Annotated in this window: 24 protein-coding genes and 1 riboswitch; of the genes, 12 read left to right on the top strand and 12 right to left on the bottom strand. The window is 72.5% G+C overall.

The features are described 5' to 3' along the window. Window positions 1-316 precede the first annotated feature (316 nt). The 5 genes from IF37_RS0120430 to IF37_RS0120450 form a co-directional block, all read right to left on the bottom strand. A complete protein-coding gene (locus tag IF37_RS0120430) occupies window positions 317-949 on the bottom strand; it encodes an RNA polymerase sigma factor (protein WP_030744486.1) in 633 nt (210 codons plus the stop codon). A 115-nt stretch (window positions 950-1,064) separates the two neighbouring features. Next, complete coding sequence (locus IF37_RS0120435; protein WP_253915812.1) at window positions 1,065-1,508, bottom strand: hypothetical protein; 444 nt, start codon at window positions 1,506-1,508, stop codon at window positions 1,065-1,067. Between the two features lie 142 nt (window positions 1,509-1,650). Further along, the gene (locus IF37_RS0120440; RefSeq protein WP_030744489.1) at window positions 1,651-2,268 is read right to left on the bottom strand and encodes a hypothetical protein; all 618 of its coding nucleotides are present in this window, start codon (window positions 2,266-2,268) and stop codon (window positions 1,651-1,653) included. A gap of 93 nt (window positions 2,269-2,361) precedes the next feature. After that, a complete protein-coding gene (locus IF37_RS0120445; protein ID WP_030744491.1) occupies window positions 2,362-3,090 on the bottom strand; it encodes a DUF4328 domain-containing protein in 729 nt (242 codons plus the stop codon). Window positions 3,091-3,200: 110 nt separating this feature from the next. Next, window positions 3,201-4,817 carry a glycoside hydrolase family 20 protein gene (locus tag IF37_RS0120450; protein ID WP_253915813.1) on the bottom strand — a complete coding sequence of 539 codons (1,617 nt, stop codon included), beginning with the start codon at window positions 4,815-4,817 and terminating at the stop codon, window positions 3,201-3,203. A 199-nt stretch (window positions 4,818-5,016) separates the two neighbouring features. On the opposite strand from IF37_RS0120450, the gene IF37_RS0120455 reads away from it, so the two are divergent. The 9 genes from IF37_RS0120455 (at window position 5,017) to IF37_RS0120495 (ending at window position 11,551) form a co-directional block, all read left to right on the top strand. Next, window positions 5,017-5,553: a 2-oxo-4-hydroxy-4-carboxy-5-ureidoimidazoline decarboxylase gene (locus IF37_RS0120455; protein WP_052845282.1), complete on the top strand. Its 537-nt coding sequence runs from the start codon at window positions 5,017-5,019 to the stop codon at window positions 5,551-5,553. Window positions 5,554-5,755: 202 nt separating this feature from the next. Further along, window positions 5,756-6,136 carry a succinate dehydrogenase, cytochrome b556 subunit gene (gene sdhC, locus IF37_RS0120460; protein WP_037856824.1) on the top strand — a complete coding sequence of 127 codons (381 nt, stop codon included), beginning with the start codon at window positions 5,756-5,758 and terminating at the stop codon, window positions 6,134-6,136. Between the two features lie 8 nt (window positions 6,137-6,144). Beyond that, window positions 6,145-6,639: a succinate dehydrogenase hydrophobic membrane anchor subunit gene (locus IF37_RS0120465; RefSeq protein ID WP_030744500.1), complete on the top strand. Its 495-nt coding sequence runs from the start codon at window positions 6,145-6,147 to the stop codon at window positions 6,637-6,639. 19 nt (window positions 6,640-6,658) lie between these two features. Then, on the top strand, window positions 6,659-8,413 hold the full coding sequence (gene sdhA, locus IF37_RS0120470) for a succinate dehydrogenase flavoprotein subunit (RefSeq protein ID WP_030744501.1): 1,755 nt from the start codon (window positions 6,659-6,661) through the stop codon (window positions 8,411-8,413). Then, complete coding sequence (locus tag IF37_RS0120475; protein WP_030744507.1) at window positions 8,413-9,192, top strand: succinate dehydrogenase iron-sulfur subunit; 780 nt, start codon at window positions 8,413-8,415, stop codon at window positions 9,190-9,192. The genes sdhA and IF37_RS0120475 overlap by 1 nt, the downstream gene beginning before the upstream one ends. 170 nt (window positions 9,193-9,362) lie before the next feature. After that, window positions 9,363-9,773, top strand: coding sequence for a VOC family protein (locus IF37_RS0120480; RefSeq protein WP_030744510.1), 411 nt, complete (start codon window positions 9,363-9,365; stop codon window positions 9,771-9,773). Between the two features lie 97 nt (window positions 9,774-9,870). Continuing rightward, window positions 9,871-10,278: a hypothetical protein gene (locus tag IF37_RS0120485; protein WP_030744512.1), complete on the top strand. Its 408-nt coding sequence runs from the start codon at window positions 9,871-9,873 to the stop codon at window positions 10,276-10,278. A 5-nt stretch (window positions 10,279-10,283) separates the two neighbouring features. Further along, the gene (locus IF37_RS0120490; protein WP_037856826.1) at window positions 10,284-10,793 is read left to right on the top strand and encodes a hypothetical protein; all 510 of its coding nucleotides are present in this window, start codon (window positions 10,284-10,286) and stop codon (window positions 10,791-10,793) included. Between the two features lie 11 nt (window positions 10,794-10,804). Continuing rightward, the gene (locus IF37_RS0120495; protein WP_030744517.1) at window positions 10,805-11,551 is read left to right on the top strand and encodes a TetR/AcrR family transcriptional regulator; all 747 of its coding nucleotides are present in this window, start codon (window positions 10,805-10,807) and stop codon (window positions 11,549-11,551) included. Between the two features lie 34 nt (window positions 11,552-11,585). Here IF37_RS0120495 and IF37_RS0120500 read toward each other — a convergent pair whose 3' ends face one another. Beyond that, a complete protein-coding gene (locus IF37_RS0120500) occupies window positions 11,586-11,825 on the bottom strand; it encodes an SCO4848 family membrane protein (RefSeq protein WP_030744519.1) in 240 nt (79 codons plus the stop codon). An 88-nt stretch (window positions 11,826-11,913) separates the two neighbouring features. On the opposite strand from IF37_RS0120500, the gene IF37_RS0120505 reads away from it, so the two are divergent. Further along, window positions 11,914-13,164: a D-alanyl-D-alanine carboxypeptidase family protein gene (locus IF37_RS0120505; RefSeq protein WP_030744521.1), complete on the top strand. Its 1,251-nt coding sequence runs from the start codon at window positions 11,914-11,916 to the stop codon at window positions 13,162-13,164. Here IF37_RS0120505 and IF37_RS0120510 read toward each other — a convergent pair. Further along, on the bottom strand, window positions 13,112-14,020 hold the full coding sequence (locus IF37_RS0120510; RefSeq protein ID WP_030744522.1) for a YihY/virulence factor BrkB family protein: 909 nt from the start codon (window positions 14,018-14,020) through the stop codon (window positions 13,112-13,114). The two genes, IF37_RS0120505 and IF37_RS0120510, sit on opposite strands and share 53 nt — an antisense overlap. An 85-nt stretch (window positions 14,021-14,105) precedes the next feature. On the opposite strand from IF37_RS0120510, the gene IF37_RS0120515 reads away from it, so the two are divergent. Beyond that, window positions 14,106-14,861, top strand: a complete 756-nt coding sequence (locus IF37_RS0120515; RefSeq protein WP_030744524.1) for an SDR family NAD(P)-dependent oxidoreductase — start codon at window positions 14,106-14,108, stop codon at window positions 14,859-14,861. Window positions 14,862-14,868: 7 nt separating this feature from the next. Here the strand turns inward: IF37_RS0120515 and IF37_RS0120520 are convergent, their stop codons facing one another. From IF37_RS0120520 to IF37_RS0120530, 3 genes are all read right to left on the bottom strand, one after another. Beyond that, window positions 14,869-15,450 carry a 2'-5' RNA ligase family protein gene (locus IF37_RS0120520; protein WP_030744527.1) on the bottom strand — a complete coding sequence of 194 codons (582 nt, stop codon included), beginning with the start codon at window positions 15,448-15,450 and terminating at the stop codon, window positions 14,869-14,871. Window positions 15,451-15,599: 149 nt separating this feature from the next. After that, on the bottom strand, window positions 15,600-16,616 hold the full coding sequence (gene trpS, locus IF37_RS0120525; RefSeq protein ID WP_030744529.1) for a tryptophan--tRNA ligase: 1,017 nt from the start codon (window positions 16,614-16,616) through the stop codon (window positions 15,600-15,602). Between the two features lie 101 nt (window positions 16,617-16,717). Further along, window positions 16,718-18,172, bottom strand: a complete 1,455-nt coding sequence (locus IF37_RS0120530; RefSeq protein ID WP_030744531.1) for a glycine hydroxymethyltransferase — start codon at window positions 18,170-18,172, stop codon at window positions 16,718-16,720. A 34-nt stretch (window positions 18,173-18,206) separates the two neighbouring features. Further along, window positions 18,207-18,295, bottom strand: a riboswitch (ZMP/ZTP riboswitch). Between the two features lie 91 nt (window positions 18,296-18,386). Between IF37_RS0120530 and rocD the strand changes: the two genes are divergently transcribed. After that, a complete protein-coding gene (gene rocD, locus IF37_RS0120535; RefSeq protein ID WP_030744533.1) occupies window positions 18,387-19,595 on the top strand; it encodes an ornithine--oxo-acid transaminase in 1,209 nt (402 codons plus the stop codon). Between the two features lie 123 nt (window positions 19,596-19,718). Here the strand turns inward: rocD and IF37_RS0120540 are convergent, their stop codons facing one another. Continuing rightward, window positions 19,719-20,903: a glutathionylspermidine synthase family protein gene (locus tag IF37_RS0120540; protein WP_030744536.1), complete on the bottom strand. Its 1,185-nt coding sequence runs from the start codon at window positions 20,901-20,903 to the stop codon at window positions 19,719-19,721. Window positions 20,904-20,915: 12 nt separating this feature from the next. Next, on the bottom strand, window positions 20,916-21,350 hold the full coding sequence (locus IF37_RS0120545; RefSeq protein WP_030744538.1) for a hypothetical protein: 435 nt from the start codon (window positions 21,348-21,350) through the stop codon (window positions 20,916-20,918). Window positions 21,351-21,460: the final 110 nt, after the last annotated feature.

Genomic DNA, 21,460 nt, shown 5'->3' on the forward strand with positions numbered 1-21,460 from the left:
CCGCTCCAGTCCGCGGACCCCGCCCGGGGGGCCGGCCCGCCCGGGCGCGGCGACGGTGCCGCCAGGGTGCGCGCGCCGACGGCCGGACGGCCGGTCGCCGCTGTGCCGTTCACCCATGTCCGTTCCCGTCCTCGTCCGGTCCGCCCGGAGTGCCGTACGCCGGTCCCGCCCGTTGAGCCCCGCGCCCGCGCCATCGCGCCCCGCGCCCGGTGTACGGGCGGCGGGCGACGCGCCGGGTGCGGGCCCCGGCCCGCCGCCCCGTCCCGCCGGCCGGGCCCGCCTCACGCCCTCGTGCCCGTGCCGCGTCCGGCGCCGTTCACCTCGACTCCCCCAGCGTCGGGGGCTCCCCGTCCGTCACACCGTCGGCGCCGAGCCGGCGGGCCAGCCGGCGCAGACCCCGGTACGCGGCCGTGCGGACCGCGCCGGGGCGTTTGCCGAGGACGCGGGCGGCGGCCGGGCCGTCGAGGCCGACGACCACCCGCAGCAGCACCGCCTCGGCCTGGTCCCGGGGCAGCGCGCGCACCAGTTCCAGCGCGCGTGCGGTGGACAGCGACTCCAGCACCTGTTCGTGGGTGCTGTACCGGCCGGGCAGCTCCAGGGCGTCCTGCTCCAGCTGCGCGGGCCGGGGCCGTACCCGCTGCCGGCGCAGGTGGTCCAGGGCGCGGTGCCGGGCGATGGTCGCGGTCCAGCCGCGGAAGCCCGCGCCGTCGCCCCGGAACCGGCCGAGGTCCCGGGCGATCTCCAGCCAGGCGTCGGAGGCGACGTCCTCCGCCTCCTCGCCGACCAGACCGCGCAGATAGCCGAGCAGACCGGGCTGCACGATCCGGTACGCCACCGCGAAGGCGGCCTCGTCACCGTCCTGGGCCCGCGCGACGGCCGCGCCCAGCTCCGCGTCCTGCCGCTGCGGGCGGCGGGGTTCCCCTGCCCGGCGTGCCCCTGCCTGGCCCAAGACCGTCCTCGTTCGTGCCGAGTTCCTGGCCACTGCGTGGCGCTTCCCTCACGCGACACGCTCCGGCCGTGTCAGTCGCCCTTCACGATCATCAGCGTCGGCCCCGACGGAAGTGTCACAGCCGGGCGGGGCCCGCCGGCCGGTCCGCGGCGGTAGCGTCCCGGCACAGCAGGCGCAGCGAGCCATGGCCGCCGTAGCAGCGGCGGGCCTCGTCGATCGGGTCCCACAGCCGGCCGTCGGGGGTGCGCAGCCAGTGCTCGCCGCCGGTCGCCCACCACTCCGCGCCGGTCTGGCGGGCGACGACCTCTCCGGCGTAGGCGCCGAAGCCGCGCAGCACGAGTTCGACGGCCGCGTAGGGCGCTCCCTCCCGGCGTATCTCCTCGATCATCCGGTCCACCCGCCACAGGCTCTGCGCCGAGTAGTCGAGCCGCACCCGCGCACCCTCGCGGATGGTCGCCACCGTGTCCGCCGCCCACCGCACGGGCTTCGCCGCGGCGTTCGGCCGGGTGTCCCCGGGGGCCGGCCGTGCGGTGCGCGCTGTCCCGTTCCGGGCTGTCACCTGAGCTGTCGCATGGGTCGTCACATAGGGAAGAGCGAGCCGGGGCGCGGTTCCGTCACCGCGTTTCGAAACGTTTCTCCGACGTTCCGCCAACCACCGCGAGACCGCCCCACGGCGACCGCGAGACGGTCACAGGACCCCCTCACATTCCCGGCCCGACGGTGCCGCGTGCCCGGCGGGAGACCACCGCGCGCAGCACCCGGCGGCCCTCCACCGAGATGTCCAGCGCCCGGCGCAGCCCCTGGGCGCCGTGTTCCGCGAGGAGTTCCAGGACCGCGGTCTGGCGGCGCAGCTCCGCGGCGACGAGCGGGGGCAGATCCGCGGCCCCGCCCGCGCGCCCGGCGTCCGGGCCACCGTCCGGTGCCCGGCCGCCGTCCGGTCCCGGGCCGCCGTCCACCGCCGGGTCGAGCAGCCGGTGGACCCGCAGCGAGGCGGCCGAGCAGGCGTCGGCCCAGGGCCGCAGCGCATCGGCGGTACGCGCGTCCGGAGCCGTCTCCAGCATCCGGCGGGTGAGCAGCGCGGCCTCGCCGTCAGCGGACCCGGCGGATTCGCGGGATTCGACGGATTCGGCGGACCCGAGCGTGTCGCGGGCCCGCGCGAGGCTCCCGCCCCAGTCGGAGTCGTCGGCGAGGCTCCCCCACAGCGGGCGCACCAGCTCGTCGTCACCGTCGAGCAGGGGCAGGCACCGATCCAAACAAGCCAATCCGCTGGCGGCGAGTCCGCGTGCGTCAGCCTGTGCGATCAGTTCCACCAGGCCCATGAAAAGCCTCCCTCGCCAGGGCACCGACCGGTCCGGAGCCCGCACTTCCCCTTACTGCGTGCGAGGGCGCGGGAGTGTCACAGCGATGGTTTCTCAGCCAAAGGCAGGAGCCGGCAGCCGGCCCGAGAGGACCTTGTGCTCCTGCCTGCGGGTCAGCCGGACGACCACCACGATCGCCAGGACGGCGGCCACGACGTCGAGCGCGTCGGAGATCAGCATCGCCTTCGCGGCCTCGCGCAGTTCGTCCGCCCTCTCCGCCTGCCGGGAGCTGCTGTCCGCGAACCGGCCGACGAGCAGGCCGACGAGCCACGCCGTCCACCAGGCGTTGATCAACGCGTGCCCGTTCCGCGCGCCCCAGGGAGCGCTGGCGTCCCAGATGTCCGCGACGATCCGGCGCGGGAACCACAGGTTCACGATCGGGCAGAACCAGCCGCCGATCGTCCAGCCGCGCCGCATGCGGTGCCGGGCGGCGTCGAACACCTCGGCGTTCACCCGCACCCGCCACAGCCAGCACAGGTACACGACGGCGGTGGCCACCAGGGCGGTCCCCTGCGCGATGCCGGACGCGCCGTAGAGCGCGTCGGCGTGGTCGGCCCGGTCCACCACGTCGTCGCCGAGGGCACGGCCGGCGGCGATGTCGCCCGCCATGTCACCGGCGACGTCCACCTCCAGCAGGTCGGCGAAGCAGGCGAACAGGTCGGTGGCGATCACCAGCCCGAGCAGGACGGCGGCGGCCCGGGACAGCCCGGCAGGCGAGCGCAGCCGGGGCCCGGTCGGGGCGGCGTACGGCGGCGGCACGGGTGCGGGCATGGGCGAGGTCATGACGGGTCCCCCCGGGAACGTGAGTGCTGAGCGGGCGTGCGGCTCTCCCCGAGCCGGACGCGCGAACACCGGAACATACGGGGGACGCCGTCGTACGTCCATTCGGTTTCTCAGCCCAGCCGGTCCGCCAGCCCCCGGAAGGCGGCCCAGGGCAGGGCGGGCCGGCCCGGGTCCCACAGCTTCTGCGCGGTGGCCCGCAGCGGCATCCTGATCCCGGCCGCGACCTGGGCCTCGGTCTGCGCGTTCGGGAAGTCGCCCCACACCGCGAACGACCCGCCGGCGATCTGCCCGTCGTAGCGCGCCGGGACGGCGGTCGTGCCGCGCAGCACCCGCGGGGTCCACTGCTCGTAGATCCGCTGTCCGGTCGGGTAGACGAAGGTCTGCGGCTGTCCGAGCACGTAGTAGAGGAACTCGTCGTTGTAGTTGATCACCTCGCGGCCGGCGCCCAGGTACTCCGCCGGCTGCCGGGCGCCGATCTCCTTGCCGGTCCAGTAGGCGACCCGGAGGTCCTTGTCGGGCTGCACGGAGGCGCTGCGGAAGAAGCCGTCGTTCCACGCCCGGACGGACTTGCCGTGGGCGCGGACGGTGGCCGCGCGGTCATTGAGCCAGCCGGTGGTGAGGTCCGCGACGTTTCCGCCGGAGCCGTACTTCCGCCGTGCGGCGGCGGCCAGCTGCGGGTACGAGGTCTGCGGGTCGCGCACGGTCAGCGCCTGGTACTCGTCCCCGCCCAGGTTCCACCGGCCGCCGGGGAAGAGGTCCGCGTACTCGTTCAGCAGGTCGTCGACGAGCTTGGCGGAGCCGTCCGCGGAGATGTCGATCGCGCCCCGCGTGGGCACCCCGCTCGCGTTGCGCAGCTGCAACTCCGGGTGGGCGGCGAGGACGGCGCCCAGGTGCCCCGGCGAGTCGATCTCGGGCACGACGGTGATGTGCCGGCTGTTCGCCAGGGCGACTATCTCCCTGACCTGCGCCTTGGTCAGATGGACCGGCGAGACGATCTCGGGGTGGCTGTCGGACTGGATGCGGAAGGCCTGGTCGTCGGAGAAGTGCAGGCCCAGCTCGTTGTACTTCAGGTCGCCCAGCTCGCGTATCCGGTCCTCGATCCAGGAGACGCCGAACGGCTTGCGCGCGAGGTCCACCGTGAACCCGCGCACCGGTTTCGCGGGGGTGTCCCGCACGACACCCTCGGGGGCCGTGCCACCGCCGTGGACCTCCTGCTTCAGGGTGCGGGTGCCGTAGAAGACGCCCGCCTCGCCGGGCCCGCTGATGTCGACCCGCCCGCCCCGGACGGTCATGGTGTACGACTCCTGGCCACCGCCGCCGCCGAGCGCGAGCCGCACGTCGCCCGCCCGCGCGTCGTCGCGCTGTCCGGCGTAGCCGAGCCCCAGCTCCCCGGCGATGAGCTTGCCCTCGTCGGCCAGCCGGGCGTCGCCCACCACCACCCGACCGCCGGGGCGCGGCTGCCAGCCGGGCCCGCGTTCCGGGGTGTGCGAGCGCACCGCGGGTATGGTGCGCGGCGCCTGCGACAGCGGGTACGACCGGCTGGGGCTGGGGCTGGCCGACGGGGCGGCCGGTGCGGCGGGCTCCGCGCCGGTGCCGGCCGCCCGGCCGGACGAGGACGGGCCGGCGCCCGGCTGTCCCCCGCCGTCCGAAGAGGCCCACACGGCGACGCCGGTGCCGAGCGCGATCGTGCCGACGACGGCGGCGGCCACGGCCGCCCGCCTCGATATGAGCTGCCGCGCCGGGCTCCGGCGCCTGTGGCTGTGCTGAGTCACCCAGCCAACGTACGGCCCTCCAGCGCTCCCTCGGTCACCTGAGCGAGCCGAAACTCTCCCGTTCGGGTGAAATTCGGATATCCCTCGGACACAGCGTGACCACTCTCGATAACCTGCGGACACACCCCTCACAGCATCCCCTGCCACACCACAAGTGACGCGAGGACCCACGCTGTCCGCCCACCACCTGCCGTATCTCCCGAAGCCCCTCGACGCCTTCAACACCGCACCCGCCGCCGAGGCACACACCCTTCTCCTGTACTGCCTGCACAGTCCGCGCTGGTCACGGCGGATCGCCGACCACCGTCCCTACCCCGATCCGGGCGCCCTGCTCGCGGCGGCGGACGAGGCGGCGTACGACCTGGCGCCGGCCGACCTCGCCGAGGCCCTGGCGGGCGAGTCGCTCCCCGAGCTGCCCCCGGACACCTACTCGGCGGCCCACCTGGCGCTGGGCGCGGCCCACGCGGCCTACGAGGCCCGTTTCGGACACGCGTTCGTCATCTACCTGGGCGATTCCCCGCCCGCCGAGGTCATCGACCGCATTCTCGAAGCCATCCGGTCACGATTGACCAACGATCCGGAGGAGGAACGGGTCATAGCGGCGGAGGAACTGAGGCGCCTGGCGCGAGGGCGATTGCTGGACCTGCTCGGCGGTCAGAGGACCATGCGACCAGCCCAAACGCACCCGTAAGGGGCATCCGAGCGGCGAGCCGCCGCCGGATGCCCGCGCTCCTCACCCGTCCGGTGCCACTTTGATCACACCGGTAGGCCCCCCGTAAAGCACGGACGCGACGCCTCGCTACGATGCAGAGGGCCGGTGGACCGTACCCGGCCGGGCCCGACCGACAGTGAAGCCGGCGCGGCCCTAGTCCCCGCTCCCGGAGGGTTCTTCCGTGCCGGCTGGAACGCTGTACCGCGGCCGGGAAGGAATGTGGTCCTGGGTGGCTCACCGAGTCACCGGCGTCCTCATCTTCTTCTTCCTGTTCGTTCACGTGCTGGACACCGCTCTCGTGCGTGTCTCCCCCGAGGACTACGACAAGGTCGTAGCCACGTACAAGACGCCGATCGTCGCGCTGCTGGAGTACGGCCTCGTCGCCGCCATCCTCTTCCACGCGCTCAACGGCCTGCGCGTCATCGCCGTCGACTTCTGGTCGAAGGGCCCGCGCTACCAGAAGCAGATGTTCTGGACCGTGATGGGTGTCTGGATCGTCCTGATGGCCGGGGCGATCTATCCGGTCCTCGGCCACGCCGCCCGTGTCCTCTTTGGGAGCTGACGCCGCCGATGTCGAACAACTCAGTCACCACCGACACCCCCGCGTCCGGGATCGGCCCCGTCGAAGGCGCTCCCGTCTACACCGTCGACAACCCGGCCCCGCTGATCGAGGCGCCGCGCAAGCGCACCAAGAAGACCCCGCGGTCCACCCGCGGCAACTTCGAGATGGCCGCCTGGCTGTTCATGCGCCTGTCCGGCGTCGTGCTGGTCGTCCTCGTCATCGGCCACCTGCTGATCCAGCTCGTGCTGGACGGCGGCGTCTCCAAGATCGGCTTCGCCTTCGTGGCCGGCCGCTGGGCGTCCCCGTTCTGGCAGGTGTGGGACCTGGTGATGCTCTGGCTGGCGATGCTGCACGGTGCCAACGGCCTGCGTACGGTCATCAACGACTACGCCGAGCGGCCGGCCGGCCGCATGTGGCTGAAGGCTCTGCTCTACACCGCCACGGTGTTCACCATCCTGCTGGGCACGCTGGTGATCTTCACCTTCGACCCGAACATCCGCTAGGCACGGGGCTGCGAGAATCATGAAGATCCACAAGTACGACACCGTCATCGTCGGCGCCGGCGGCGCGGGCATGCGCGCCGCCATCGAGGCGACGAAGCGCAGCCGCACCGCGGTCCTGACCAAGCTCTACCCCACCCGCTCCCACACGGGCGCCGCGCAGGGCGGCATGGCCGCCGCGCTCGCCAACGTGGAGGAGGACAACTGGGAGTGGCACACCTTCGACACGGTCAAGGGCGGTGACTACCTGGTCGACCAGGACGCCGCCGAGATCCTGGCGAAGGAGGCCATCGACGCCGTCCTCGACCTGGAGAAGATGGGCCTGCCGTTCAACCGGACCCCGAACGGCACCATCGACCAGCGCCGCTTCGGCGGCCACTCGCGCAACCACGGCGAGGCCCCGGTCCGCCGGTCCTGCTACGCCGCGGACCGCACCGGTCACATGATCCTCCAGACGCTGTACCAGAACTGCGTCAAGGAGGGCGTGGAGTTCTTCAACGAGTTCTACGTCCTGGACCAGCTGATGGCCGAGGTCGACGGCGTCAGGAAGTCGGCCGGTGTGGTCGCGTACGAGCTGGCCACCGGCGAGATCCACATCTTCCAGGCGAAGTCCGTGATCTACGCCTCCGGCGGCACGGGCAAGTTCTTCAAGGTGACCTCCAACGCGCACACCCTCACCGGTGACGGCCAGGCCGCCGTCTACCGCCGGGGCCTGCCGCTGGAGGACATGGAGTTCTTCCAGTTCCACCCGACCGGCATCTGGCGCATGGGCATCCTGCTCACCGAGGGCGCCCGCGGCGAGGGCGGCATCCTGCGCAACAAGGACGGCGAGCGCTTCATGGAGAAGTACGCTCCCGTCATGAAGGACCTGGCGTCCCGTGACGTCGTGTCCCGCTCCATCTACACCGAGATCCGCGAGGGCCGGGGCTGCGGTCCCGAGGGCGACCACGTCTACCTGGACCTCACCCACCTGCCGCCGGAGCAGCTCGACGCCAAGCTCCCGGACATCACCGAGTTCGCGCGGACCTACCTGGGCATCGAGCCGTACACGGACCCGATCCCGATCCAGCCGACCGCGCACTACGCGATGGGCGGCATCCCGACCAACGTCGAGGGTGAGGTCCTGGCGGACAACACCACCGTGGTCCCGGGCCTGTACGCGGCCGGCGAGGTCGCCTGTGTCTCCGTGCACGGCGCCAACCGCCTCGGCACCAACTCGCTGCTGGACATCAACGTCTTCGGCCGCCGCGCGGGCATCGCCGCCGCCGAGTACGCCCACACGGCGGACTTCGTGGAGCTGCCGGAGAACCCGGAGGCCCAGGTCGTCGAGCAGATCGAACGGCTGCGCACCTCCACCGGCAACGAGCGGGTGGCGACCCTGCGCCGCGAGCTCCAGGAGACCATGGACGCCAACGTCATGGTGTTCCGCACCGAGCAGACGATCAAGACGGCCGTCGAGAAGATCGCCGAGCTGCGCGAGCGCTACCGGAACGTGGCGATCCAGGACAAGGGCAAGCGGTTCAACACGGACCTGCTGGAGGCCATCGAGCTGGGCAACCTGCTGGACCTGGCCGAGGTCATGGCCGTCTCGGCGCTGGCCCGCAAGGAGTCCCGCGGTGGTCACTACCGCGAGGACTACCCGAACCGCGACGACGTCAACTTCATGCGCCACACCATGGCGTACCGCGAGGTCGGCGCCGACGGCTCGGAAACCGTCCGTCTCGACTACAAGCCGGTCGTCCAGACCCGCTACCAGCCGATGGAGCGTAAGTACTGATGGCTACCCCTGTTCTGGACAAGGCGGACGCGGCCGGCCAGCCCGAGCCCGGCTTCGCCGACTCCCCCTACATCACGGTCACCTTCCGGATCCGCCGGTTCAACCCGGAGGTCTCGGCGGAGGCCACCTGGGAAGACTTCCAGCTGGAGATCGACCCCAAGGAGCGGGTCCTCGACGGCCTCCACAAGATCAAGTGGGACGTCGACGGCACCCTCACCTTCCGCCGCTCGTGCGCGCACGGCATCTGCGGCTCGGACGCGATGCGGATCAACGGCAAGAACCGCCTTGCCTGCAAGACGCTGATCAAGGACATCAACCCCGAGAAGCCGATCACGGTCGAGCCCATCAAGGGCCTGACGGTCCTGAAGGACCTGGTCGTCGACATGGAGCCGTTCTTCCAGGCGTACCGGGACGTCATGCCGTTCCTGGTCACCAAGGACACCAACGAGCCGACCCGGGAGCGCCTCCAGTCCGCGGAGGACCGCGAGCGCTTCGACGACACCACCAAGTGCATCCTGTGCGCCGCGTGCACGTCGTCCTGCCCGGTGTTCTGGAACGACGGCCAGTACTTCGGCCCGGCCGCGATCGTCAACGCGCACCGCTTCATCTTCGACAGCCGTGACGAGGCGGGCGAGCAGCGCCTGGAGATCCTCAACGACCGCGACGGCGTGTGGCGCTGCCGCACGACCTTCAACTGCACGGACGCCTGCCCGCGCGGTATCGAGGTCACGAAGGCGATCCAGGAGGTCAAGCGCGCGCTGATCACGCGTCGCTACTGACCCGCCGTACGCCAACGGCACACCGGGCCCCGCCCCTCGGTCTCGTACCGGGGGCGGGGCCCGCGCCGTACCCCCCCCGGCCGGTTCCTCGTCCGGCACCCGAGCCCCACCGGAGGTCCGCTCCGGTGGGGCTCCTCGCTTCCGGGGAGCCGGGCTCCTAATGTGACGACATGTCAGACGAAGAGTCGTACGAACTGCTCGGCTTCGACAACGTGCTGCTCCCCGTCGGCGACCTCGGCGAGGCGGTCGCCTTCTACGAGCGGGCCGGGTTCGCCGTGGGGTTCCGGTTCGACGAGGCCGGGATCGCGCTGCTGAAGGTCGGCGCGGAGACGCCCGGCATCCTGCTGCGCGCGGAGGAGGAGCTGCGGCACCGGACGCCGCCCTGGCCCTCGCCCCGGGTCTGGCTGGAGGTGCCGGACGCCCGGGCGGCGGCGCGGGAGCTGGCCGCAGCCGGCATCGCGCCCCTGGACGAGGCCTTCCCGGGGGCCACCGGCTGGACGGTGGAGATCGCCGACCCCTGGGGCAACGTGCTGGGCCTCACGGACTACACCAAGCGCCCGGCGCTGGGCCGCCGGGCCTGATCCCGGCCCCGTCCCCACCCTCCGGTTGAACGCGTTCAAAAACAGGTCTACAGTCTTCCCTGTCAGCGTTTTGAACGCGTTCAAGAAGGGGTGGGGCATGGACCGCACCGTCATCGCCTACGTCATCTACCTGGCCGTCAGCATCGGGCTGACCATCTGGGTGGCCCGCACGCTCAGCCGCAACGGCCGGATCTTCCTGGCCGACGTCCTGCACGGCGACGACAAGCTCGCGGACGCCGTCAACCACCTGCTCGTGGTCGGCTTCTACCTCGTCAACCTCGGCTTCGTGGCCCTGTACCTGAGCGGCGACGAGACGATCGAGGACACCCGCGGCATCTTCGAGGCCCTGTCGACCAAGCTGGGCGTGGTCCTGCTGGTGCTCGGCGCGATGCACCTCGCCAACGTCTGGGTCCTCAACCGCATCCGCCGGCGCGGCGTCATGGACCGCGAGCAGCTGCCCCCGGTCCGCCCGCAGGAGTGGATCGCGCCGACGAAGGGCGTGTGACCGGCATGACCGCCGCGACCGCGACGCGGAGCCGGGACGCAGCCGCCGTCCCGGTCCGCGGGCTGACCCTGCTGTACGACGCCGAGAGCGCCCCGTGCGCGCACCTGCGCGGCTGGCTGGCCCGCCGGCCCCGGCTGGTGCCGCTGGAGCCGCTGCCGGCCGGCTCGGCCGAGGCGAGCGCCCGCTTCCCCGGGCTCGACCCCCGCGCCACCGGCGCCGAGATCATCGTGATCGGCGACTCCGGGCAGGTCTACCTGGGGCCGCGCGCCTGGATCGTCCTCCTGTGGGCCCTGCGCGAGTACCGTCCGCTCGCCCACCGGCTCGCCACCCCGTCCGGCGCGAAGTCGGCCCGCCGGGCGGTCCTCGACGCGGCGAAGTGGCACGAGCCGCCGCGCCGGGACCCGCGGTGGGGCGGCCAGGTGTACCGGCGGGCCGACGGCTGGTCCTACCACCCGGCGACGGGCTGGAGCCATGAACCGCCGACCTCCCCGGGAACGGCCCCCGCCACTCGTTAGGCTCTCCTACCGTGCCCGCGAAGAACGACGGCCCCGAAGCGGCCGGCCCCCAGAGCAGCAAGTCCGAGCAGACCCGCGCACTGATCCTCCAGACCGCGATGCGGTTGTTCCAGGAGCGCGGGTACGACAAGACGACCATGCGGGCCATCGCCAAGGAGGCCGGGGTCTCCGTCGGGAACGCCTATTACTACTTCGAGGGCAAGGAACACCTGATCCAGGGCTTCTACGACCGGATCGCCGCCGAACACCAGGCGGCGGTCCGGTCGGTGCTGGACCGGGAGAGCGACTTCGAGGCGCGGCTCGCGGGCGTGCTGACCGCGTGGCTGGACATCGCCCGCCCGTACCACGAGTTCGCGGTCCAGTTCTTCAAGAACGCCGCCGACCCCGACAGCCCGCTCAGCCCCTTCTCGCCGGAGAGCGAGCACGCGCGCGACCAGGCCATCAGCGTGCACCGGGAGGTGCTGGCCGGCTCCAAGTCCAAGGTGGCGCCGGAACTGCGGGACGTGCTGCCGGAGTTGATGTGGCTGTCCCAGATGGGCCTGGTGCTGTACTGGATCTTCGACCGCACGGAGGGGCGGGAGCGCAGCTACCGGCTGGCGCGGCGCGGGGCCCGGCTGACCGCGCGCGGTGTCTCCCTGGCCCGCTTCCGGGTGCTGCGCCCGCTGGTCCTGGAGGTCCACGAGCTGTTCACGGACTTCCTGCCCGGGATGACGAGGGCACTGCCGGACCCGGGGCGCAAGGGCCGCGACGGCGGGTGACCGCCGGACGACCGCCGCGGACGGGCCGGCCGCGCTATGACGTCCGGCGCAATGCGCGCAGGCCGCGCAACCCGATGACCCCGATGGCCGTCCCCCATACGAAGGAGACGACCGCCAGCAGCAGGTGTACCCAGAAGTACGCGGTCGGGTGCCCGTCGTCGAAGGCGAGCCCGCTGCCGTCCTTGACCAGATTCTTCACGAAAGTGACCCAGATGACCCAACTCCACACCCCGAAGACGAGCAGGAACCAGGAGACCGGGCGGCTGAGCTTCATACGTCCAGTATCGCCGTCCCGTCTCCGGTTCCGCGTCGGGGGTGGGGCCGGCGGCGGGACGCGGCGCGGCGCCGGCGCGTCCCGGGCCGTGCCCGCACCCGGGCGGACCGGCCGGCGGCTGCTGCCCGTCGCCACCGCCGTCCTGGTGTCCCTGTCCGTCACCGCGCCCGCCGCCCTCGCCGCGCCGTCCCCCTCCACCGGCCCGACGGCCACCCCGCCGGCCCGGATGTCGACCCTCGGCGGGGCCCGGCTCGGGATGCCGGGCACCCAGGTCAACCTGGCCCCGGGCGTCCCGGTGCTGCCCAAGGAGCTGACCGCCCGCTCCTGGATCGTCTCCGACGCGGAGTCCGGCGAGGTCCTCGCCGCGCACAACGCGCACTGGCGGCTGCCCCCGGCCAGTACGCTGAAGATGCTGTTCGCGGACACCGTGCTGCCCCGCTTCCCCAAGGACACCCGGTACAAGGTGGTGCCGGACGACCTCAAGGGGATGGGCGTCGGCTCCAGCACGGTCGGGGTGAAGGCGGGCAGCACCTACTCCGTGCGCGACCTGTGGCTCGGGGTCTTCCTGCGCTCGGGCAACGACGCCGTGCACGTGCTGTCCGCGATGAACGGCGGTGTCGGGCAGACGGTCAAGGACATGCAGGAGCACGCCGACGAACTCCAGGCGCTCGACACGGACGTGGTCTCGCCCGACGGCTACGACGCGCCGGGACAGCTGTCGTCGGCGTACGACCTGACGCTGTTCGCCCGGTCCGGGCTCCAGAAGAAGGACTTCCGCGACTACTGCTCGACCGTCAGCGCGAAGTTCGGCTCCGCCGAGATCCGCAACACCAACCGGCTGCTGAGCGGCGACAGCGACGTCCCCGTCTACCCGGGCATCGCGGGCGTGAAGAACGGCAACACCAGCCACGCGGGGGCCACCTTCACCGGGGTCGCCGAGCGCGGCGGCAAGGTGCTGCTGGTCACCGTGATGAACCCGGCGAAGCAGGAGCACAACGAGGTCTACAAGGAGGCCGCGCGGCTCTTCGACTGGGGCTTCCGGGCGGCCGGCAAGGTCAACTCGGTGGGCGAGCTGGTACCGCCGCGCAGCGCCGCGCCGAACACCGCGCGACCGGACTCCGCCGCGTCCCCCGGGCACGGCGCCCCGCCGTCGTCCGGCGCCGTCGGCGGGGCGGGGACGCAGCCGGCGGCGAGCGCGCCCACCCGGTCCGGCACCGGCGGCGCCGGGACCGCCCTGGCCGTCGCGGCCGGACTGCTGGTGCTGCTCGGGGCCGGGGCGTTCCTGGTCAACCGCCGCTGGCCGCTGCCCGACCTGATGCGCCGTCGGACGCGTCCGTGAACCCGGCCTCCTTGCTCGGGGTCGCGGTCCAGGAGGCGCAGAACAGCACGAGTTTGGCGGTGAAGTTGATCCACAGCAGCAGCGCCACCGGTACCCCGAAGGCGCCGTACATGCTCTTCGCGGCGACGCCCTGGATGTAGCCGCTGAGCAGCAGCTTCAGCAGTTCGAAGCCGACCGCGCCGAGCAGTGCGGCGACCAGCAGCCGGCGGCGCGGCGGTTCGACCCCGGGGAGCAGGGTCAGGACGTAGAGCAGTACCAGGAAGTCGGCGAGCACGGCGACGGCGAACGCGGCGACCCGTAGCAGCGCGCTCCCCCAGCCGTGCTCGGCCAGGCCGATCTGCCCGGCCAGCCGGCCGACGACGGCGGAGGCGAGGGTGGACGCGGCGAGCGTGACCAGCAGGGCGCCGCCGAAGCCGAGCAGGATGCCGGCGTCCTTGGCCTTGGTGACGACCGGGTTCTCCTCGCGGTCCGGCAGCTCCCACACCGCGCGCAGACAGTCCCGCACCTGGCCGACCCAGCCGATGCCGGTGAAGAGCAGCACCGCGCCCGCGATGACCCCGACCGTGCCGGCGTTCTGCACCAGGGAGTTGAGGTCCAACTGGTCGGAGAGGCCCGGGAACTGCTCGCCGATCTGCCGCTCGACGGTCTTCTGGCTGCCCTGGCTGAGCGTGGCGGCGGTGATCGCGGCGGCGACGGTCAGCAGCGGGAACAGGGCCACGAAGCTCACGAACGTCATGGCGGCGGCCAGCCGGGTCCACTTGACCCGGTCCAGCCGTTCGTAGCAGCGCCACGCGTGCGTGGCGGTCAGCCGGATGACGATCGGCCCGATACCGGGAAGCCTCTTCAGCCAGTCCATGATCCGACTGTGCCCGCTGCGCACGGGCGCCAACACCGCGTTTCTCCGGCAGGACGGCCGTACCGGGACGATACGGTCAGCTGTCATGAAGGACGCCACCGCTCTGCCCCAGTCCCTGCTCGTCCTCGGCGGCACGTCCGGGATCGCGCTGGCCACCGCGCGCCGGCTGATCGCCCGCCGCACCCGTACGGTGTGGCTGGCGGGACGGCCCTCCGTGGCGCTGGAGAACGCCGCCGGGAGCCTGCGCGCGCTCGGCGCGGACGTCCACACGACGGCCTTCGACGCCCTCGACCCCGAGTCCCACGAGAGTGCCGTCGGCAAGGTCTTCGCCCAGGGCCCCGTCGACATGGTGCTGCTCGCCTTCGGCGTCCTGGGCGACCAGGCGCACGACGAGCGCGACCCGGTCCGCGCGGCCCGGGTCGCCGGGACCAACTACACGGGAGCCGTCTCGGCGGGGCTGGTCGCCGGCCGCGCCCTCCAGACCCAGGGACACGGCTCGTTCGTCGTCCTGTCCGCCGCCGCGGCCGAACGCGCCCGCCGCGCCGACTTCATCTACGGCTCCAGCAAAGCCGGCCTCGACGCCTTCGCCCAGGGTCTCGGCGACGCCCTGTACGGCACCGGTGTGCACGTCATGGTGGTCCGCCCCGGGTCCGTCCGGACGAGCGGCACGGCCGGACGGCCCCCGGCGCCGTTCACCACCACACCGGAGGCGGTGGCCAAGGCCGTCGAACTGGGGCTGCGTCGCGGCTCGGAGACGGTGTGGGTGCCGGGCTCCCTGCGGCCGGTGCTGTCGGCGCTGCGGCACACGCCGAGGGCGCTGTACCGGCGGCTGCCCGTCTGACGCCCGGTTACGGCAGGAGCCGCGGGGCGTACGCGCCGGCGTGGTCGGGCTGGGTCGGTACGACGGGTCCGCCGAAGGTGTACTCGCGCAGCTTGCGCCAGACGCCGTCGGCGCCCTGCTCGTACAGCGCGAAGCCGGTGCAGGGCCACTCGGCGTCGTAGTCCGCCAGTTCATCGAAGGCGCGGTCCATCGCCGCCTCGTCGATGCCGTGCGCGACGGTGACGTGCGGGTGGTACGGGAACTGGAGCTCGCGCGGCACCGGCCCGGAGGCGTCCCGGACCCGCTGCTGGAGCCGGGTGCACGCCTCGGCCCCCTCGACGACCCGCACGTAGACCACCGGTGACAGCGGCCGGAAGGTGCCGGTGCCGGACAGCCGCATCGGGAACGGCCGGCCCGCCGCGGCGACCTCGCCGAGGTGCGCGTCGACCGCCGTCAGGTCGGCCTCGTCCACCTCGGTCGGCGGCAGCAGCGTGACGTGTGTGGGGATGCCGTGGGCCGCGGCGTCGCCGAAGCCCGCGCGCAGCTCCTGGAGCAGGCTGCCGTGAGGCTCCGGGACCGCGATCGACACGCCGATCGTTACGGTCCCCACGTCGTCTCCTGTCGTCGCGTCTGTCGTCATGTCGGCCGTGTCGCACCGGCCGTCGGATATCGACTGTACGGCCACGGATGTCCTCGGGGCAGGCGCAGCGGAAGTGATGTGCAGCGCTCTGCCCTCAAGGACCCGTGCGGTCGTACGCCTCAGTGCTTGGCCGGGAGGAAGCCCACGCGGTCGTACGCCTGCGCGAGGGTCTCGGCGGCGACGGCGCGGGCCTTCTCGGCGCCCTTGGCGAGGATCGCGTCGAGCGTCTCGGCGTCGTCGAGGTAGTGCTGGGTGCGCTCGCGGAACGGCGTGACGAACTCGACCATGACGTCGGCGAGGTCCGTCTTGAGCGCGCCGTACATCTTGCCCTCGTACTCCCGCTCCAGCTCGGCGATCGTCTTGCCGGTGAGCGTGGAGTAGATGGTGAGCAGGTTGGAGACGCCCGGCTTGTTCTCGGCGTCGTAGCGGATCACCGTGTCGGTGTCGGTGACCGCGCTCTTGACCTTCTTGGCGGTGGCCTTCGGCTCGTCGAGGAGGTTGATGAGGCCCTTCGGCGTGGACGCCGACTTGCTCATCTTGACCGACGGGTCCTGGAGGTCGTAGATCTTCGCCGTCTCCTTGAGGATGTACGCCTCCGGGACGGTGAAGGTGTCGCCGAAGCGGCCGTTGAAGCGCTCGGCGAGGTCGCGGGTCAGCTCGATGTGCTGGCGCTGGTCCTCACCGACCGGCACCTCGTTGGCCTGGTACAGCAGGATGTCCGCGACCTGGAGGACCGGGTAGGTGAACAGGCCGACGGAGGCCCGCTCGGCGCCCTGCTTGGCGGACTTGTCCTTGAACTGGGTCATGCGGCTGGCCTCGCCGAAGCCGGTGAGGCAGTTCATGACCCAGGCCAGTTGGGCGTGCTCGGAGACGTGGCTCTGCACGAAGAGCGTGCAGCGGTCCGGGTCGAGGCCGGCGGCCAGCAGCTGCGCGGCGGCGAGCCGGGTGTTGGCCCGCAGCTCCCGCGGGTCCTGCGGGACCGTGATCGCGTGCAGGTCGACGACCATGTAGAACGCGTCGTGGGACTCCTGGAGGGCCACCCACTGGCGGACGGCGCCGAGGTAGTTGCCGAGGTGGAACGAGCCGGCGGTGGGCTGGATACCGGAGAGCACGCGGGGTCGGTCAGCAGAGGCCATGCTTTTCATTGTCGCAGAGAGAGCGGGGGGTTCCGTGCGGGGGGAACCCCGGGCCCGTGGTGACCGGGCACGCGGTTCCCCCCGCTCCTGGGCGGGGTGTTTCAGCCGAGGTCGACCTGCGGATAGAGCGGGAAGCCCGCCACCAGGTCCGCCGCCCGCCCGGCGATCTCCCGCGCGACCTTCTCGTCCAGGACGTGGGCCGCCTTGGAGGGCGCCCCGGACTTGGTGGTGCCCGGCTCGGTGCCGGTCAGGACGCGGTCGATGAGGCCGGCGACCTCGTCCAGCTCCGCGGTGCCGAGCCCGCGGGTGGTGAGCGCGGGGGTGCCGACGCGGATGCCGGAGGTGTACCAGGCGCCGTTCGGGTCGGCCGGGATGGCGTTGCGGTTGGTGACGATGCCCGAGTCGAGCAGGGCCGCCTCGGCCTGGCGGCCGGTGAGGCCGTAGGAGGTGGCGACGTCGATCAGGTTCAGGTGGTTGTCCGTGCCGCCGGTGACGAGCGTCGCGCCGCGCCGCATCAGGCCCTCGGCCAGCGCGCGGGAGTTGTCGACGACGCGCTGGGCGTAGTCCTGGAAGTCGGGCCGACGGGCCTCGGCCAGGGCGACGGCCTTGGCGGCCATCACGTGCGGGAGGGGGCCGCCGAGGACCATCGGGCAGCCGCGGTCGACCTGGTCCTTCAGGGAGTCGTCGCACAGGACCATGCCGCCGCGCGGGCCGCGCAGCGACTTGTGGGTGGTGGTGGTGACGATCTGGGCGTGCGGGACCGGGTCGAAGTCGCCGGTCAGGACCTTGCCCGCGACCAGGCCGGCGAAGTGGGCCATGTCGACCATGAGGGTGGCGCCGACCTCGTCGGCGATCTCCCGCATGATCCGGAAGTTCACCAGCCGGGGGTAGGCGGAGTAGCCGGCGACGATGATCAGCGGCTTGAACTCGCGGGCCTGGGCGCGCAGGGCCTCGTAGTCGATCAGGCCGGTGGCCGGGTCGGTGCCGTAGGAGCGCTGGTCGAACATCTTGCCGGAGATGTTCGGGCGGAAGCCGTGGGTGAGGTGGCCGCCGGCGTCCAGGGACATGCCGAGCATCCGCTGGTTGCCGAAGGCCTGGCGCAGTTCGGCCCAGTCGGCGTCGGTCAGGTCGTTGACCTGGCGGGCGCCGGCCTTCTCCAGGAAGGGCACCTCCACGCGGTCGGCGAGGACGGCCCAGAAGGCGACGAGGTTGGCGTCGATGCCGGAGTGCGGCTGGACGTAGGCGTGGCGGGCGCCGAACAGCTCGCGGGCGTGCTCGGCGGCGAGCGCCTCGACGGTGTCGACGTTGCGGCAGCCGGCGTAGAAGCGGCGGCCGACGGTGCCCTCGGCGTACTTGTCGCTGAACCAGTTGCCCATCGCGAGCAGGGTCGCCGGGGAGGCGTAGTTCTCCGAGGCGATCAGCTTGAGCATCTCGCGCTGGTCGGTGACCTCCTGGCCGATGGCGTCGGCGACGCGCGGCTCGACGGCGCGGATCACGTCGAGGGCGGCGCGGAACGCGGTGGACTCGGGGGAGAGGGGGGCGGCGTTCTCGGGCATCGGGGACCTCCGGACGGTGTGCGTAACAGCATTCACGTTCGGCCCAGGCGCACGGCACTCGTACCGCTCGGGCCGCTCCCTGATGGTCCGTCCCATCCCAGCGCGCCAGTCACGGCCCGCCTGTCAGCCTACCGGGCGCGCCGGGCGGGGAGATCCCGCGTCCGGCATCCGGGCGGGGTTAAGAAGAAGGTCACCGTCGTCCCCGGGAGGGTCCGTGACCGCTGCCGAAGAGCTCATCGCCGCCGCCGGCGCGCACTGCGCGCCCACCTACGACCCGCTGCCGGTGGTGATCGCCACCGGGGAGGGGGCCTGGCTGACGGACGTGGCGGGGCGGCGGTACCTGGACCTGCTGGCCGGTTACTCGGCACTCAACTTCGGGCACGGCAACCGGCGGCTGGCCGAGGCGGCCCGGCGGCAGCTGGACCGGGTGACGCTGACCTCCCGCGCGGTGCACCACGACCGCTTCGCCGCGTTCTGCGCCGAGCTGGCGGAGCTGTGCGGGATGGAGATGGTGCTGCCGGCGAACACGGGCGCGGAGGCGGTGGAGGGCGCGGTGAAGACCGCCCGGAAGTGGGGCTACCGGGTGAAGGGGGTGCCCGCGGAGATGGCGAAGATCGTGGTGGCGGGCGGCAACTTCCACGGCCGTACGACCACGCTGATCAGCTTCTCGACGGACCCGGAGGCGCGGGCGGACTTCGGGCCGTACACGCCCGGCTTCCAGATCGTGCCGTACGGCGATCTGACCGCGATGCGGGCGGCGCTGACGGAGAACACGGTCGCCGTGCTGCTGGAGCCGGTGCAGGGCGAGTCCGGGGTGATCGTGCCGCCGGCCGGCTACCTGGCGGGGGTGCGGGAGCTGACGCGGGAGCGGAACGTGCTGTTCGTCGCCGACGAGGTCCAGTCGGGCCTCGGCCGCACCGGGCGGACCTTCGCCTGCGAGCACGAGGGCGTGGTGCCGGACGTGTACGTGCTGGGCAAGGCGCTGGGCGGCGGGATCGTGCCGGTGTCGGCGGTGGTGTCGAGCGCGGCGGTGCTCGGGGTGTTCCGGCCGGGCGAGCACGGGTCGACGTTCGGCGGGAATCCGCTGGCGTGCGCGGTGGCGCTGGAGGTGATCGCGATGCTGCGGACCGGCGAGTACCAGGAACGGGCGGCCCGGCTGGGCGAGCGGCTGCACCGGCGGCTGGGCGAGCTGCGCGGCGCGGGCCGGGTGACGGCGGTGCGCGGGCGCGGGCTGTGGGCCGGGGTGGACGTCCCCCGGGCGGTGGGCACCGGGCGGGAGGTCTCCGAGCGGCTGCTGGCCCGCGGGGTCCTGGTCAAGGACACCCACGGGTCGACCGTCCGGATCGCTCCCCCGCTGGTGATCGGCGAGCGGGACCTGGACTGGGGACTGGAGCGGCTGGCGGAGGCGCTGTCCGGGGACTGATCAGCGCGGCGGGATGCCGGTGCCGTGCTCACCGGCGGGCCGGGGACACGCCGGCCGATCTCGTCGCCCGGCACGTCGTCGGCCGTCGTCACGGCCGGCCGCCGAGCGGTGCCCCGACGGCGGTCACAGGATCACGTGGGGCAGGAACCGGGCGTACTCGTCCGTGATCAGCCCGGTGGACTCCCGGATGCCGAGGCCGGCCGGTTCGTCCTGGACGACCCAGGCGCCCAGGACGACGTGGTTGCCGTCGAAGGCGGGCAGCGGGGCCAACCGCTGGTAGCAGCAGGGTTCGTCGCGCAGGACGGCGGGCGTCCCCGGCTCGTGCACGGTGACGCCCTCGCCCTCGCGGCCCAGGAGCGGCTTGGAGACGTAGCCGGCCGGGCCGGCCAGCTCGCGGGGGCCGTCCAGGTAGGCGGGGAGGAGGTTGGGGTGGCCGGGGTACAGCTCCCAGAGGACCGCCAGGAGGGCCTTGTTGCTCAGCAGCATCTTCCAGGCCGGTTCGATCCACAGGGTGCTGCCGGTGCCGCCGCCGTTGTCCAGGGTGTCCAGCACGTGCCCGCCGAAGGCGTCGGTGGTGAGCCACTCCCAGGGGTAGAGCTTGAAGATGCCGCGGATGAACCGGAGCCGGTTGTCGACGAAGCGGCCGGAGAGGCCGTCCCAGCCGATCTCCTCCATGGCGAGCCAGTCGGTGGCCAGGCCGGCCTGTTCGGCGGTCTCCTTCAGATAGGCGACCGTCATCAGGTCCTCGCCGAGTTCGTCGACGGCGGAGTGCGCGAAGTGCAGCGGGCTCCCCGGAGGCAGCAGCGCGGCCTGGGAGCGCCAGGCGTCGACCAGCCGTTCGTGCAGGGAGTTCCACTGGTCGGCGCCGGGGAAACGATCCTCCATCCAGAACCACTGCGGGGAGGCCGCCTCCACCAGCGAGGTGGGCGTGTCGGCGTTGTACTCCAGGAGTTTCGCCGGTCCCGTGCCGTCGTAGCGCAGGTCGAAACGGCCGTACACGGACGGCAGTTCGGCACGGCGGTGCCATGCCTCGGTGACCGCGGCGGCCACCCGCGGGTCGGTGATGCCGAGGTCGGCGAGCCGGTCCTCGGCCACGATGTGCCCGGCCGCCTCGAGGCACATCCGGTGCAGCTCCCCGACGGTCTCCTCCAGCGCCTCGACCTCCTCCAGGGTGAAGGCGTAGTAAGCGCTCTCGTCCCAGTAGGGCCGCAGCGAGCCGTCGGGGTGGCGGGTGAGCGGGTAGACCAGGCCCTGGGCCTCGACGGTCCGCTGCCAGCCGGGGCGGGGGGTGATGGTACGGCGTTCCATGTGCGTGCCCCGTCAGCCGCCGGAGCTGCCCTTGCCGCCGCCGAAGCCGCCCCGGTGGACCCCGCCGCCGTGGCTTCCGCCGCCGTTGCCGTCGCCGTACGACGAACCGCCGCTCGAACCGCCGCCCGAGCCGCCGCCGGGCTTGGTGAAGGAGCCGCCGTCGACCCAGCCGTCCTCCTCGTCGCCCTTGTAGTACCAGGCGGCGTCGGCCTTCCTCTTGGCGCCCTTCTTGACGGGCTTCTTCCGGCCGGTCGCGGACGTGGACGAGGCGGCCGCCTTGCAGTCCTTGTCGGAGACGACCTTGTAGCCCTTGGAGAGGTCGTAGCTGTCGCGGTCGACGCAGCGCTTGTCCGGTTCGGACGAGCAGGCGGTGAGCGCGGCGGCCAGCACCCCCATCCCGCCGAGGACGACCGTGCCGGAGCGGAGCCGCCTCCGGGTGTGCGCCATGGTGTGTTCCCCCCGTCGGATGTGCGTTTCGGCGGTCAGCCTAGAGACCGGATCCGGCCACTGCACAGGGTGCCCCCACGATCTTCCGCTCCTCTAGAGTCACTTCGTGT

Source organism: Streptomyces sp. NRRL S-31, from assembly GCF_000718775.1.
GTDB lineage: Bacteria > Actinomycetota > Actinomycetes > Streptomycetales > Streptomycetaceae > Streptomyces.